General features: G+C 72.5%; 12 protein-coding genes. 8 read left to right on the forward strand and 4 right to left on the reverse strand.

Features of this window, described 5'->3' with window-relative positions:
- Positions 1 to 408: 408 nt before the first annotated feature.
- Together AH6_RS17345 and AH6_RS17350 are read left to right on the forward strand one after the other, a co-directional pair.
- Positions 409 to 1,503: an NAD(P)/FAD-dependent oxidoreductase gene (locus AH6_RS17345; RefSeq protein WP_067480929.1), complete on the forward strand. Its 1,095-nt coding sequence runs from the start codon at positions 409 to 411 to the stop codon at positions 1,501 to 1,503.
- Between the two features lie 11 nt (positions 1,504 to 1,514).
- The gene (locus tag AH6_RS17350) at positions 1,515 to 2,417 is read left to right on the forward strand and encodes an LLM class flavin-dependent oxidoreductase (RefSeq protein WP_067480932.1); all 903 of its coding nucleotides are present in this window, start codon (positions 1,515 to 1,517) and stop codon (positions 2,415 to 2,417) included.
- On the opposite strand, the gene AH6_RS17355 is transcribed toward AH6_RS17350, so the two are convergent.
- Complete coding sequence (locus AH6_RS17355) at positions 2,414 to 2,971, reverse strand: PadR family transcriptional regulator (protein WP_067480935.1); 558 nt, start codon at positions 2,969 to 2,971, stop codon at positions 2,414 to 2,416. The genes AH6_RS17350 and AH6_RS17355 overlap by 4 nt on opposite strands.
- 54 nt (positions 2,972 to 3,025) lie before the next feature.
- Here AH6_RS17355 and AH6_RS17360 point away from each other — a divergent pair, with 54 nt between their 5' ends.
- Positions 3,026 to 3,418, forward strand: coding sequence for a nuclear transport factor 2 family protein (locus AH6_RS17360; protein ID WP_067480938.1), 393 nt, complete (start codon positions 3,026 to 3,028; stop codon positions 3,416 to 3,418).
- Between the two features lie 25 nt (positions 3,419 to 3,443).
- Complete coding sequence (locus AH6_RS17365) at positions 3,444 to 4,574, forward strand: protein kinase domain-containing protein (RefSeq protein WP_067480940.1); 1,131 nt, start codon at positions 3,444 to 3,446, stop codon at positions 4,572 to 4,574.
- 4 nt (positions 4,575 to 4,578) lie between these two features.
- Here the strand turns inward: AH6_RS17365 and AH6_RS17370 are convergent, their stop codons facing one another.
- Positions 4,579 to 5,466 (reverse strand): tetratricopeptide repeat protein, encoded by an 888-nt coding sequence (locus AH6_RS17370; protein ID WP_067480943.1) that lies wholly within the window; start codon positions 5,464 to 5,466, stop codon positions 4,579 to 4,581.
- Positions 5,467 to 6,206: 740 nt separating this feature from the next.
- On the opposite strand from AH6_RS17370, the gene AH6_RS17375 reads away from it, so the two are divergent.
- Positions 6,207 to 6,572 carry a DUF1801 domain-containing protein gene (locus AH6_RS17375; RefSeq protein WP_067480946.1) on the forward strand — a complete coding sequence of 122 codons (366 nt, stop codon included), beginning with the start codon at positions 6,207 to 6,209 and terminating at the stop codon, positions 6,570 to 6,572.
- Positions 6,573 to 6,581: 9 nt separating this feature from the next.
- On the opposite strand, the gene AH6_RS17380 is transcribed toward AH6_RS17375, so the two are convergent.
- Positions 6,582 to 7,481 (reverse strand): LysR family transcriptional regulator, encoded by a 900-nt coding sequence (locus tag AH6_RS17380; protein ID WP_067480949.1) that lies wholly within the window; start codon positions 7,479 to 7,481, stop codon positions 6,582 to 6,584.
- Between the two features lie 72 nt (positions 7,482 to 7,553).
- Here AH6_RS17380 and AH6_RS17385 point away from each other — a divergent pair, with 72 nt between their 5' ends.
- Both AH6_RS17385 and AH6_RS17390 read left to right on the forward strand, forming a co-directional pair.
- A complete protein-coding gene (locus tag AH6_RS17385; protein WP_067480952.1) occupies positions 7,554 to 8,480 on the forward strand; it encodes an EamA family transporter in 927 nt (308 codons plus the stop codon).
- 5 nt (positions 8,481 to 8,485) lie between these two features.
- Positions 8,486 to 9,391 (forward strand): dihydrodipicolinate synthase family protein, encoded by a 906-nt coding sequence (locus tag AH6_RS17390; protein ID WP_218005871.1) that lies wholly within the window; start codon positions 8,486 to 8,488, stop codon positions 9,389 to 9,391.
- On the opposite strand, the gene hemL is transcribed toward AH6_RS17390, so the two are convergent.
- Positions 9,388 to 10,692: a glutamate-1-semialdehyde 2,1-aminomutase gene (gene hemL / locus AH6_RS17395; protein ID WP_067480958.1), complete on the reverse strand. Its 1,305-nt coding sequence runs from the start codon at positions 10,690 to 10,692 to the stop codon at positions 9,388 to 9,390. The two genes, AH6_RS17390 and hemL, sit on opposite strands and share 4 nt — an antisense overlap.
- Before the next feature lie 212 nt (positions 10,693 to 10,904).
- Here hemL and AH6_RS45035 point away from each other — a divergent pair, with 212 nt between their 5' ends.
- Positions 10,905 to 12,572, forward strand: a complete 1,668-nt coding sequence (locus AH6_RS45035) for a serine/threonine-protein kinase (RefSeq protein WP_067480961.1) — start codon at positions 10,905 to 10,907, stop codon at positions 12,570 to 12,572.
- Positions 12,573 to 12,656 lie beyond the last annotated feature (84 nt).

Raw genomic sequence — 12,656 nt, forward strand, 5'->3', positions numbered from 1 at the left:
CTGACCAACAACCCCAGCCCCGTGCCCCGCACCCAACCACCAACCCCAGCCCCGCGCCCCGCACCCCGCACCCGACCACCAACCTCAACCCCGCGAAGTTGGAGAACGCGCCAACCTCGCGAGAGCGGCAAGGCCATCTGAGCTCTGCCGCACACTCACCGACAGGTACACATTCAGTTCGCTAAGCGAATTAAAACACCCTCCACCCTGCCCCACCCAGACAAGGCAGCACGATCTTGCCAGCGAAAGACCCACTCCCAACTACGGCGTAGCCATCGTCAGGCACATCACCGCACGGTCGGACGACAGCAAAGCACAGCACCACCCCGCCAGACGGCTTGCAAGTTCGCAGCACGAACTAATACAGTTCGTATCACGAACTTAAGAACTCCTGAGGAGCCACCACCCATGAGCCGCGCAGTTGCAGTCATCGGCGGAGGCTACGGCGGCACCGCCGTCGCCAAGGCCCTTGAGGCCCAAGCCGACGTCATCCTCATCGACCCCCGCGACGCCTTCGTCAACGCCGCCGCCTCCCTGCGGGCCCTCACCCGGCCCCACTGGGCCAGCAACATGTTCTTCCCCTTCGCGACGCTGCTCCCCCAAGGCCAGGTCATCCGCGACCGCGCCGCCTCCGTCGATCCCCACGGCGTCACCCTCGCCTCAGGCCAGCGCATCGCGGCCGACTACGTCGTCCTCGCCACCGGCTCCGGCTACGCCTACCCCGCCAAGCCCGCCTCCGACTCCCTCGGCGATGCGCTGGACGACCTCCGCCGCACGCACAAGGAACTCCTCCAGGCCGACCGCGTGCTCATCCTCGGCGCTGGACCCGTCGGCCTAGAACTCGCCGGGGAGATCAAAGAAGTCTGGCCGGGCAAGCATGTGACCATCGCCGATCCCGCCCCTGAACTGCTCGCCGGTTTCCAGCCAGAGGTCGTTGACGGTCTGCGCGCCCAGCTCACCACCTTGGGCATCGAAGTCCTTCTCGGCACCGGCCTAGCGACGCCACTCAGCACCGAACCCGGCCAGTCCGGCACCTTCACCGTCACCACCACCACCGGCGACGACATCACCGCCGACATCTGGTTCCGCGCCTACGGGACGACCACCAACAGCGCCTACCTCGCCGACGGCGCGCTCACCCCTCTCACCCCGCAGGGCCAGGTCCCCGTGACCGAATCCCTCAACGTCAAAGGCCACGACCACGTCTACGCCGTCGGCGACATCACCGACGTCCCCGAAGCCAAGATGGCCGGATACGCGATGCGGCACGCCGAGGTCGTCGTCCAGAACATCACCACCCAGCTGAACGGCGAGCGCCCCACGGCCACCTACAGCCCTTCGCCCTTCCCCACCATCCTGCTCCCGCTCGGCTCGACCGGCGGCGTCGGCCAGTTGCCCTCCCCCGACGGCCCGTTCGCCGCCCCCACCGAAATGGTCGCCGAGTACAAGGGCACGGACCTGTTCACCGGCCGCTTCGTCGCGCGGTTCGGCCCCACCGCCTGAAAGGCAGCACCATGTCCCCACACCGCATCGTCTTCGGCTTCGGCGCGCACAGCGGCATCGACGACGGCCCCGAACTGCTCCAGCTGGTCCAGCAAGCCGACCACGACCGGCTCGACCTCTTCTCCCTCTCCGACCACCCCTACCTCGGCGAACGCCTGGACGCCTACGCCGCCATCGGCTTCCTCCTCGGCCGCACGCAGCACATCTCCGGCATCGCCAACGTCACCAACCTGCCGACCCGGCCCGCCCCCATGCTGGCGCGAACCGTCACCTCCCTGTCGGCGCTGTCCGGCGGACGGATCGTGCTCGGCATGGGCGCGGGCGGGTTGTGGAACCGAATCGCCGACATGGGCGTGCCGAAGCTCTCCCCCGCCGAGGCCGTGGAAGCGTTCGAGGAGGCGATCGTCCTGGTCGGGAAGCTGTCCGGCGGCGGCTCCCCCGTCACCTACGAGGGCCGCCACTACCAGGTGAACCGGATCGAGCCGTCCCCGGTGCCCGCGCCCCCGGTGTGGACGGGCTCGGTCGGGCCCCGGTCGCTGGCCGCCACCGGCCGGGTCGCCGACGGCTGGATTCCCGGCCACGCGGCCGACTGGCTCAGCGAGCGCTACCGGACGTCGCGGCCGGTCATCGACGAAGCCGCAGCGGCCGTCGGACGCGATCCGCACGAGATCCGCACCGTCTTCAACCTCCCCGGCCGCATCACCGACCAGCCGCTGCCCGCCACACGCGACCGTGAAGGCCGCTGGGTCGGCGGCTCGGTCGGCCAGTGGGTCGAGGAACTGACCGGTGCGGTGCTGGAGCACGGCGCTTCGGGCTTCACGCTCTTCTCGCCCGGCGGCGGAACGCAGGATCTCGCCTCGCTCAGCCGCTGGGGCCAGGAGATCGCCCCGGCCGTCCGCGAGGCGGTCGGTTAGGCCCCGGCGCGCCGGTCCAGGATCGCCAGCGCGCGTTCCGCCCAGCGGATGTTCTCCTCCTCGAACGCGCGCCCTCGCATCAGCGTCAGGTACGGGCCGATCCGTTCGGCGGACGCCAGGTAATCGTCCTCCTCGCGCCCGTCCAGCAGGCGTGCGCGCAGCCGCTCGTAACGGGCCAGCTTCGCGCGCGACCGTTCCAGCCGCGCGGCGATCGACTCCCGCACGGCCGCGCCGTCCCCGGCGTCCACCGCCTGGACCTGCACCAGCAGCTCCTCGCGCATCGCGCCCGGCTTCGGCGACCGCGCGGTGAAGTCGCGCAGCACCCGGCGGCCCGCCTCGGTGAGCGAGAACAGCCGCTTGTTGGGGCGGCGCTCCTGCTGGACGACCCGCGCCTCGATCAGCCCGTCCGCCTCCATGCGGTCCAGCTCCCGGTAGAGCTGCTGCGGCGTGGCCGTCCAGAAGTTGGCCACCGAGGCGTCGAACCCCTTGGCCAGGTCGTAGCCGGACGCCTCGCCTTCCAGCAGCGTCGCCAGCAGGGCGTTGCGCAGTGCCATGCCCAGAGGTTAGCTTCTTTTTTGATTAGTCAAAAAAGTGAGTAGGTGAGCCCGATGCATCCCTTCCGCCAGGCCGTGGAGGCCCACGACATCGCCGCCGTCGAGGCCCTGCTGGCCGACAATGTGGTGTTCACCAGCCCGGTCGCGTTCAAGCCCTACCCGGGCAAGGCCATCACCGCCGCCATCCTGCGCGGCGTGCTGCGGGTCTTCGAGGACTTCCGCTACGTCCGGGAGATCGCCGCCCCGGACGGCCGCGACCTCGCGCTGGTCTTCACCGCGACGGTGGACGGCAAGCAGGTCAACGGTTGCGACTTCCTGCACTTCGACGCGGACGGCAGGATCGACGACTTCATGGTCATGGTCCGGCCGCTGTCGGGCGCCACCGCGCTGGCCGAGGCCATGGGCGCCCAGTTCGACCGCATCCAGGCGGAGGCCCTGAGCGGCTGACGCCCCCGGCCGCGTACCACCTGCCGTGAACCCAGGAACGCGGCTTGAGGACCGGTACCGGCTGGAGCATCTGATCGCCGGGCACGGCACGACGCGCGTGTGGAGCGGCCGCGACGAGTTGCTGGTCCGCCGCGTGGCGGTCAAGGTCTTCGGCCGCCGCGCCGGGACCCGGCACCGGCGGTTGCTCCAGGAACGCGCGAAGGCCGTGGCGCGGCTCGCGCACCCCGGCGTCGTCACCACCTACGACTACGGCGAGACCGTGCGGGCGGACGGTGCCGTGCGCCCCTACCTGGTCACCGAGTTCCTGGACGGGGAGACCCTGGCCGAGCGGCTGCGGCGCGGCGTGCTGCCCCGGGACGAGGCCGCGGCCGTGGTCGCGCGGGTGGCCGGGGCCGTCGCGGTCGCCCATGCGGCGGGCATCGTGCACGGGCGAATCGGGCCGGAGACCGTGCAACTCACGCCTGATGGGGCGAAGGTGCTGGGGCTGGAGCAGCTCGGGCCCGCCGGTACCCGTGCTGAAGACGACGTGCGGGCGCTGCTGGCTCTGCTGGAGCGCTGCTCGGGCGAGGCCGTGCCGCAGAGCATGCGCGGGACGACGGCCGCCGAGATCGCGGCCGCGCTGGACGCCGTCCCGTGGGAGAACGCTCCTGTTGCCTGGGCGAGGCCGCGGCGGAGGCATCGCGTCGCCACGTTCGGAGCGGCTGTGGCGGTGGTGTTGCTCGCGCTCGTGCCGCTGATGGTGGTGCTGGACTCGTTGCGGACGGCCGACTCCGCGCCCACGCTCGCGGTGCCGCCGCCCCGGATGACGGTCGCGCCCGCTCCTTCTGAGGCACCTGCGGAGTCAGCGGAGCCCACGCCGTCGCGCGCGCCTGTGGAGGCGGACCGGCCGGACGCCGCCACGGCCGTGGACGCGCTCGCCCGGCTGCGGCGCGCCATCGACGTCGGCATGGCCACCGGCGAGATCCGCACGCGTCCCGGCGTCGAGCTGGCCACCCTCACGACCACGCTGCTCAACCAGCTCGACGCCGGGACGCCAGTGGACTTGAAACGGCGCGTGGCCTACCTGCGCTTCGCGATCGCCCAGGGCACGCCGGACGACATCGCACCGGCCCGATCCGTCGAACTGGCCGCGCTGCTGGCCGAGACGGGCGGGTGACGGATCAGGACGCCGACTTGCGGGCCGCCGCCCGGATCTCCCGAAGCCACCGCGTCATGGAGTGCACCTCCCCCAGGGACCGCGCGGAGTCGGATACCGCCGTCTCCAACGTGCCGCTCACCTGGGTCGGATCGCCCGCCGCCAACTGAGCCAGGGCCCTGTTCGCCACGGCGAGCAGCGTGAACAGGTCGTGCCCGCCGCGCGTCCTCCGCAGATCGGCCTCTGCCGCCGCCAAGAGTTCCTCTGCCAGGTGCAGCGCGCCGCTGTCCCGGTAGGCAGCCGCCATTTCGACGTTCAGGACCTGCGCGAACAGGTGGTCTTCCTTGCCGAAGCGCCGGTAATCGGCTGCTCCTCGCTGGAACAGTTCGAGCGCCAGGTCCGTGTCACCGGCCTCCTTACAGATGTTGCCGAGGTCCTGGTACATGTCCAGGGTGAAGAAGTGGTCCGCTCCGAGCGCGCGCACGCAGTCGGACAGGAGTTGCTTGACGGACGGGACCGCCCTTCCCGCCCTGCCAGCCCGCTCGTGCAGGGCCAGCAGATCGACGCGTGCGGACAGCGTGTCCAGGTGATCCGGGCCGAGGACGCGCCGTCGCTCGGCCACCGCCGCCTCGAACAGCGGAAGCACCGGACCCACGTCCGCCTGAGCCTCGTTCCGCCGGAAGAAGCGGTCGAGGTACTCCTTGTGCCGCTCGTCGCCCGCCACGGCGAAGAACATGCCGACCTTGCCCCACAGGATGCTGAGGCTGACGATGTCCTCGCCGGTGAAGCGGTGCCGGGAGAACGCCGTCACGTGCGGCATCAGCGCCGACCACCGGTGCGCCTGGGCAGGGTCCCCGGCGCTTCCGGTCAGGGCGAGGGTGAGCAGGGCGGCGGCCTCGTAGCGGGCCTGCACGATCTGCTCTTCCTCGGTAGATCAGCCGCACCAGCTCCTTGCGGCGGCCCACGAAGATGTCTCCGGCCTGGTAAGGCAGGTTCACCACGGGCGCGGACGGCTTGTCCAGGGCGGGGGCGGGCTGGCCGGGCGTGGGAGCGTTGGACGGCGGGACGTTGATGTACACGCCGCCGGAGAAGTCGCGTCCCTGGATCACCGCGCCCGCGTCACCGGTCTTGGTGTTGGTCGTGCCGGACGGATCGTTCGCGGGCCGCTGCCGCCCGAAGACCCCGGCTTCCTCCGCTTCGGCGCGCGCTTGTCGCCACCACGGCATCGGCCGGGAACGGTAGGTGTTCGGCCAGCGGGCGACGCGCTCGTGAAGGGCGTCGACGACGAAGCGGAACGCCGCCGAATCCGACGGCACCCGCCCGTCGAGCCATCTCTCGACGTCGAACGCCGTCAACTCCACCGGCGGACTCGCATGGCTCGCCTGCTCGGACAGCTCATGGAGCGAAGGCCGACCCGCGACCTCGTAGAGACGCCGGAACTCCTCGGTGAAGCGCTCCTCGGCACCGGTCATCGCTCGTCTCCGTTCGCCTCCTGCACCAAGCATGTCCGACCGAAGCCGCTCCGGGACGGATCACCGGCAAGTCGGTCAGCCGAAAACTTTTCGGGTGTGATGTCGATCCGGGTCGGGGCCGATCGACGTGTGGGCAGAGGGCGGCACGGGCCGCGCCTCCTGATCGGAAGGAACCGCCATCATGGCCAAGCCCACCACCGTCGCCGAGTACGCCGCCGGCCTCCCGCAGGAGCAGCAGGCCGTCATGGACGTGCTGGTTCCGCTCATCGACGCTGTGCTGCCCGGTGCCGGCGGTGTCTGGCACGGGCACCCCGTGTGGAGCCTCGGCGGCGCGCCCGGCAAGGCCCCCGTCGCGTTCGTCAAGGCTTACGGCAAGCACGTCACGTTCGGGTTGTGGCGCGGGCAGGCCGTCGCCGACGCGTCCGGACGGCTGGAAAAGGGCGCTCGCGAGATGGCCTCGGTCAAGCTGCGCGGCGTGGACGACATCGACGCTGCCCTCTTCACCGGCTGGCTGGAGCAGGCCGCCGGGCTGGAGAAGACGGCGTGAAAGGGCGGCTCAGGTGGTCGCCGCCACCGCCCGCAGCGCGTCCAGCGCGGCGCGGATCGCCGGGCGGCGCGTCGCCTCCTCCCGCCAGATCGCGTAGACGCGCCGGGTCAGGGCCGGTTCCAGTTCCACGAACCGCACCCCCTCCGGCACCCCGCAACAGCCCATCCGGGGCACGATCGCGTTGCCGAACCCCGCCGCCACCAGGGCGAGCTGCGTCGGGATCTCGTACGCCATGTGGTCCACGCGCGGCTCGCTGTCGAGCGAGCGCAGCGTGTGGAACAACCACTCGCAGCAGATGCTGTCGGGCGAGGAGCTGATCCATGGGTCACCGGCCAGCTCCTTCAGCTCGATCCGGTCGCGGTGGGCCAGCGGGTGGTCCGGCGGCAGCGCCACGTCGGCCACGTCGTCGCAGATCAGGCCCTTGCCCAGGCCCTCGGCCAGCGGCAGCGGCTGGTTGTTCCAGTCCTGCACGACCGCCATGTCGAGGTCGCCCCGGGCGACCAGCGGCATGCTCTGCATCGGGTCCATCTCGTGGGTGATCAGGCGCAGGTCCGGGTGGTCGGCGCGCAGCCGGCCGAGGGCGGTGGGCAGCAGGCCGCGGGCGGCGGTGGCGAAGGCGGCCAGGGTGAGCTGGCCGACGACCGCGCCGCGGTGCGCCTCCAGGTCGGCCTCGGCCCGCTCGACCAGGGAGAGGATGTGCTCGGCGTGCTCGACCAGGAGTTCGGCGGCGTCGGTGAGACGCACGCCTCGGCCGTTGCGCTCCAGGAGTTTCTGACCGGTCTCCCGCTCCAGCTTGGCGAGCTGCTGGGAGACCGCGGAGGTGGTGACGTGCAGCACGTCGGCGGCGGCGCTGACCGAGCCGTAGGTGGCCACCGAGTGGAGGGCGCGCAGGCGTTCCAGATCCAGCATGAAGCAACTCTAAACCGTTAGGTCTAGAAGTTCTAGATTGTCCTAAAACAAGGAGGGCGCGACGATCACTCTATGCGCTTCCGCCACGTCCTGCTCGCCACGCTGATCGCCGCTTTGTGGGGCTTCAACTTCGTGCCCATCAAGGTCGGTCTCGACAGCTTCCCGCCGCTGCTGTTCGCTGCGCTGCGCTTCGTCGCGGCGGCGGTGCCCGCGGTGTTCCTCGTGGCGCGCCCGCCGGTCGCCCTGCGCTGGCTCTGGCTGGTCGGGCTGCCGCTCGGCGTCGGCCAGTTCGGGCTGCTGTTCATCGGGATGCACCTCGGCATGCCCGCCGGGTTGTCGTCGGTGGTGCTCCAGACGCAGGCGCTGTTCACCGCGCTGTTCGCCGGGGTGATGTTGCGCGAGCGGCTCACCCCGGCGCAGGGCGCGGGCATGGCCGTGGCGTTCGGCGGCGTCGCGCTGCTCGGCGTCGCGCAGGCCGGGGAGCACGGGCAGAGCCCGGTGCTCGCGTTCGTGCTGTGCGTGTCCGGGGCCGCCATGTGGGGGCTCGCCAACGTCGCGATGCGCCGCATGAACCAGGCCACCGAGCAGCCCGTGGACGCCTTCTCGTTCATGGTGTGGATGTCGTTGATCCCGCCGCTGCCGCTGTTCGGGCTGTCGCTGATTTTCGAGGGGCCGGGCGCGATCCCGTGGGCGGTCGAGCACGTGACCTGGCTGGGCGTCGCCTCGCTGGCCTACATCGCCTACGTGTCCACGCTGTTCGGCTTCGGCGTGTGGGGCTGGCTGATGCGCCGCTACGCCGCCAGCACCGTGGCGATGTACTCGCTGCTGGTGCCGCCGTTCGGGATCGTGTCGGCGGTGATCCTGCTGGACGAGCACGTCAGCGCGCCGCGCCTGGGCGGGGCCGCGCTGATCATCAGTGGTGTCGCGATCGGCAGCATCCGCCGGCGCAGGCCCGTCGCGCCCATCGTCCCCACGCCCGAACCCGAGCCCGCGAGGTGAGTTCCTTGCACGGAGTCCACGCGTCCCTGGTCACGCCGTTCACCTCCGGCGACCGGCTCGACGTCAAGTCGCTGGAGCGCCTCGCCCGGCACTGCCTCGACAACGGCGCCGCCGGGCTGGTCGCGCTCGGCACCACCGGCGAGGCCGCGCTGCTGACCACCGCCGAGCAGCGCACGGTGCTGGAGGTCTGCCGGGCGGTGTCGATCGAGTACGGCACGCCGCTCACGGTCGGCGCGGGCACCATGGGCACCGCCGACACCATCGCCCAGGCCCGCGAGCGCGCCCCGCTCGCCGACGCGCTGCTGGTCGTCGTCCCCTACTACCTGCGGCCCTCCGACCAGGGCGTGCTGGACCACTTCGCCGCCGTCGGCGCGGCCGTGGACGTGCCGCTGCTGCCGTACAACATCCCCTACCGGACAGGAAAGCATCTCGCGCCCGACACCCTGCTCCGGCTGCTCGCGATGGACTGCGTCGCCGGGATCAAGCACTGCCCCGGCGGCATCGACCACGACACGCTGACGCTGCTGGCGGCCCGCACCGGCAAGGCCGTGCTCTGCGGCGACGACGCCTACCTGCACCCGATGATGGCGCTCGGCGCGTCCGGCGGCATCACCGCGTCGGCGTGCCTGGCGCCCGACGCGTACGCCGACCTGGCCCGCGACGGCTGCGCCGACCTGCACGGCGCGCTGCTGCCGCTGGTGGACGCGCTGTTCGCCGAGCCCGCCCCGGCCGTCCTCAAGGCGTGCCTGGCCGACTTGGGCGTGATCGACTCACCGGCGGTGCGCGCACCGCTGCACGCGCCGCGCCCGGAGAGCGTCGCCCGCGCCCACGCCGCCCTGCGCGCGCTGCCGGGCCGCCGCGCACGGCGCTCCTGCGCCTGGAACGCGACGGCCATGCGGCACCCGGTCTAGCGGCCCTGCGCCTGCGCCTGGGCGGCCGCGCGGGCGGCGTGCGGCAGCATGTCGGTGATCTTCTCCAGCGCCTCGTCGTCGTGCGCCGCCGACAGGAACCACACCTCGTACGCCGACGGCGGCAGGTACACCCCGCGCGACAGCGCCTCGTGGAAGAACGCGGCGTAGGCGGCGGTGTCCTGCTGCTGCGCGGCCGCGAAGTCGCCGACCGACTCGGCGGTGAAGAAGATGGAGAACAGGTTCGCGGCGATCTGGAGCCGGTGCGGCACGCCCTCCTTCAGCAGCGCCTCCGACGCGGCCCGCCCCACGATGTCGGCCGCGCGGTCGATCGCGGCGTACACCTCGTCGGTCGCGTTGCGCAGCGTCGCCAGCCCCGCCGCCGTCGCGAGCGGGTTCCCCGACAGCGTGCCCGCCTGGTAGACGGGCCCGGCCGGGGCCAGGTGCTGCATGACGTCGGCGCGGCCGCCGAACGCGGCGGCGGGCAGCCCGCCGCCCATCACCTTGCCGAACGTCGTCAGGTCGCCCGCCACGCCCTCGGCCCCGTACCAGCCCGAGCGCGTCGCCCGGAAGCCGGTCAGCACCTCGTCGATGACCAGCAGCGCGCCGTTCTGCCCGCACAGGCGCTTCAGCAGCGCGTTGAAGTCGGGCAGCGGCGGCACCACGCCCATGTTGCACGGCACCGCCTCGGTGATCACGCACGCGATGTCGTGGCCGTGGTCGGCGAACGCCTGCTCGATCGCGGCGACGTCGTTGTAGGGCAGCACGATGGTGTCGGCGGTGGTCGCGCCGGTCACGCCCGGGGTGTCGGGCAGCGCGAGCGTCGCCACGCCCGACCCGGCGGCGGCCAGCAGCGAGTCCACGTGCCCGTGGTAGCAGCCCGCGAACTTCACGACCTTGGCGCGGCCGGTGAAGCCGCGCGCCAGCCGGATCGCCGACATCGTCGCCTCGGTGCCGGAGTTGACCAGCCGCACCTGCTCGACGGCGGTGCGCGCCACGATCTCCTCGGCCAGCTCCACCTCGCCCGGCGTCGGCGCGCCGTAGGAGGTGCCGCGCCCGGCCGCCTCGCGCACCGCGTCCACCACCGCCGGGTGCGCGTGGCCGAGGATCATCGGCCCCCAGGAGCAGATCAGATCGACGTACTCGTCGCCGTCGGCGTCGGTCAGGTACGGGCCGCGGGCGGAGGCGATGAACGGCGGCGTGCCGCCCACCGCCCGGAACGCCCGGACCGGCGAGTTCACCCCGCCGGGGATCACCCGATTCGCCCGTTCGAACAACTGCTGGGAGACTTCGAAATCGGTCACCGCACCAGTGTGACAGTTGCAGTTCGGCCACTGCTCTTGACCTCGCCCGGCAGGGGCCGATATTCCAGCAAAGTGGCATGTCCGCCCCATCACCGGCGGAGGCGGACGGCGACGCAGGCAGCGCGCACGGCACGGTCCCGAAAGGGACGACGACGCCCGTTCCGGGCGTACGACGCGCCGGCGCCGGCCGTATCGGAGGGGATGGCTCGCACGTGGTCAACGGCTGGACGGTCCCGGGCTTCACGCACGCCCGCGAACTCGGCGCCGGTGGCGCCGGCCGGGTGGTGCTCGCCGTGGACGACGTCACCCAGACCGAGGTCGCCATCAAGTACCTGGACGACCGCCTGGCGGACGACCAGGCGTTCCTGGAGCGCTTCCGCACGGCCGCGCGCCGGCTGTCGCAGCTGGAGGACCCCAACGTCGTCGACTTCTTCGACTTCGTGGAGGCCGGGAACGGCGCCGCGATCGTCATGGAGCGGGTCGAGGGCGTCACGCTGCGGCACATCCTGGCCGCCAAGGGCCCGACCGGGCCGCTGGCGGCGCTGTCGCTGCTGGGCGGGGCGCTGCTGGGCCTGGCCGCCGGGCACGAGCACAAGATCGTGCACGGGGCGGTGCGGCCCGCCAACGTCATGGTGGACCCGGCCGGCAACGCCAAGGTCACCGACTTCGCGCTGGTGCCGCCGGGCAGCGAGGCGCAGGCCGGGCCCGCCTACGCCGCGCCCGAGATCTGGAACGGTTCGCCGCCCAGCGCCGCCGCCGACCTGTACGCCGTCACCGCCGTGTTCTTCGAGTGCCTGACCGGGCGGCCCCCGTTCTCCGCGCGCAGCCAGTCGGGCCTCGCCAAGGCCCACCGCGAGGCCCCGATCCCGGTGGAGGAGGTGCCCGGCCCGCTGCGCGACCTGATCGCGCACGGCCTGGCCAAGGAGCCGGAGAAGCGGCCCGCCTCGGTCGCCGACTTCCTGGGCGCCGTCGAGGAGGCCGCGGTGGCGGCCTACGGCCCCTCCTGGGAGGCGCAGGGCCGCGGGCGGCTCGCCGAGCTGGTCGCCGAGTCCGCCGCCGCGCCGCCGCCCCCGCCCGCCAAGGCCAAGACCCGCGCCTCGGGACGGCACCCGGTCGCCGCCGCGCCGCGCAGGAGCCGCCGGGGCCGCCTGACGGTCGCGGTGCTGGCGGCGCTGCTGGTCGCGGGCGCGGTCGCCGGGGCCGCCACGCTCATGGGCGAGGAGCGGGACGAGCCGCCGCGCCCCACCACCAGCGGCAGCCCGCAGCCGATACCGCCGGCCCCGGCGCAGTCGCCGGAGGCCGTCGCGCTGGCGCAGCGGATCGAGCAGGCGACCGCGCGCACGCCGGGCGCGGCGTTCGTGTTCCGGCGGTCGGGCTGCTGCGGCGGGCCGATCGCGGCGCGCGGCTCGTTGTCGCTGGCGCCGGGCGCGCCCGAGTCGTACGCGATGACCGTGACGGGGTCGGCCGACACGCGCAAGCCCGCGCCGGTCGTGCTGGTGCGCGACACCGCGCACGTGCGGGCGGGCAAGAAGTGGCGGCCCGTCCCGGCGCAGACGCGCGGTTACCCGGCGCTCGCGACGCAGGTGCGGGCGGGGTCGACGCCGGTGAACGTGACCTCGCTGCTGAAGGCGGCGACGGTGTTCAAGAAGGCGGGCGCGGTGTACCAGGGCTCGGCCGCGCTGGACCGGCTGGCGCAGACGCCGCTGTTCGCCGAGCTGGCGCGGGCGACGGGGGCCGCGCAGGCGGGCTTCGCGATCCGGATGGACCCGGCGGGCCGCCCGACCCACGTGTGGGTCAAGATCGGGACCGGGACCAAGGCGCAGGTGTTGTCCACGACCTATTCGGGCTGGGGCCGCAAGCCGATCAACGCGCCGCGCTGAGCGGCCACGGGGCTAGGGCCTGTCTCAAAGGCCTCAGCCGTCGCGCGAGTGACTAACTGTCCCGGCGGGGCGAAGCCGAAGGCG

It is taken from the genome of Actinomadura hibisca NBRC 15177 (assembly GCF_001552635.1).
Lineage (GTDB): Bacteria > Actinomycetota > Actinomycetes > Streptosporangiales > Streptosporangiaceae > Spirillospora > Spirillospora hibisca.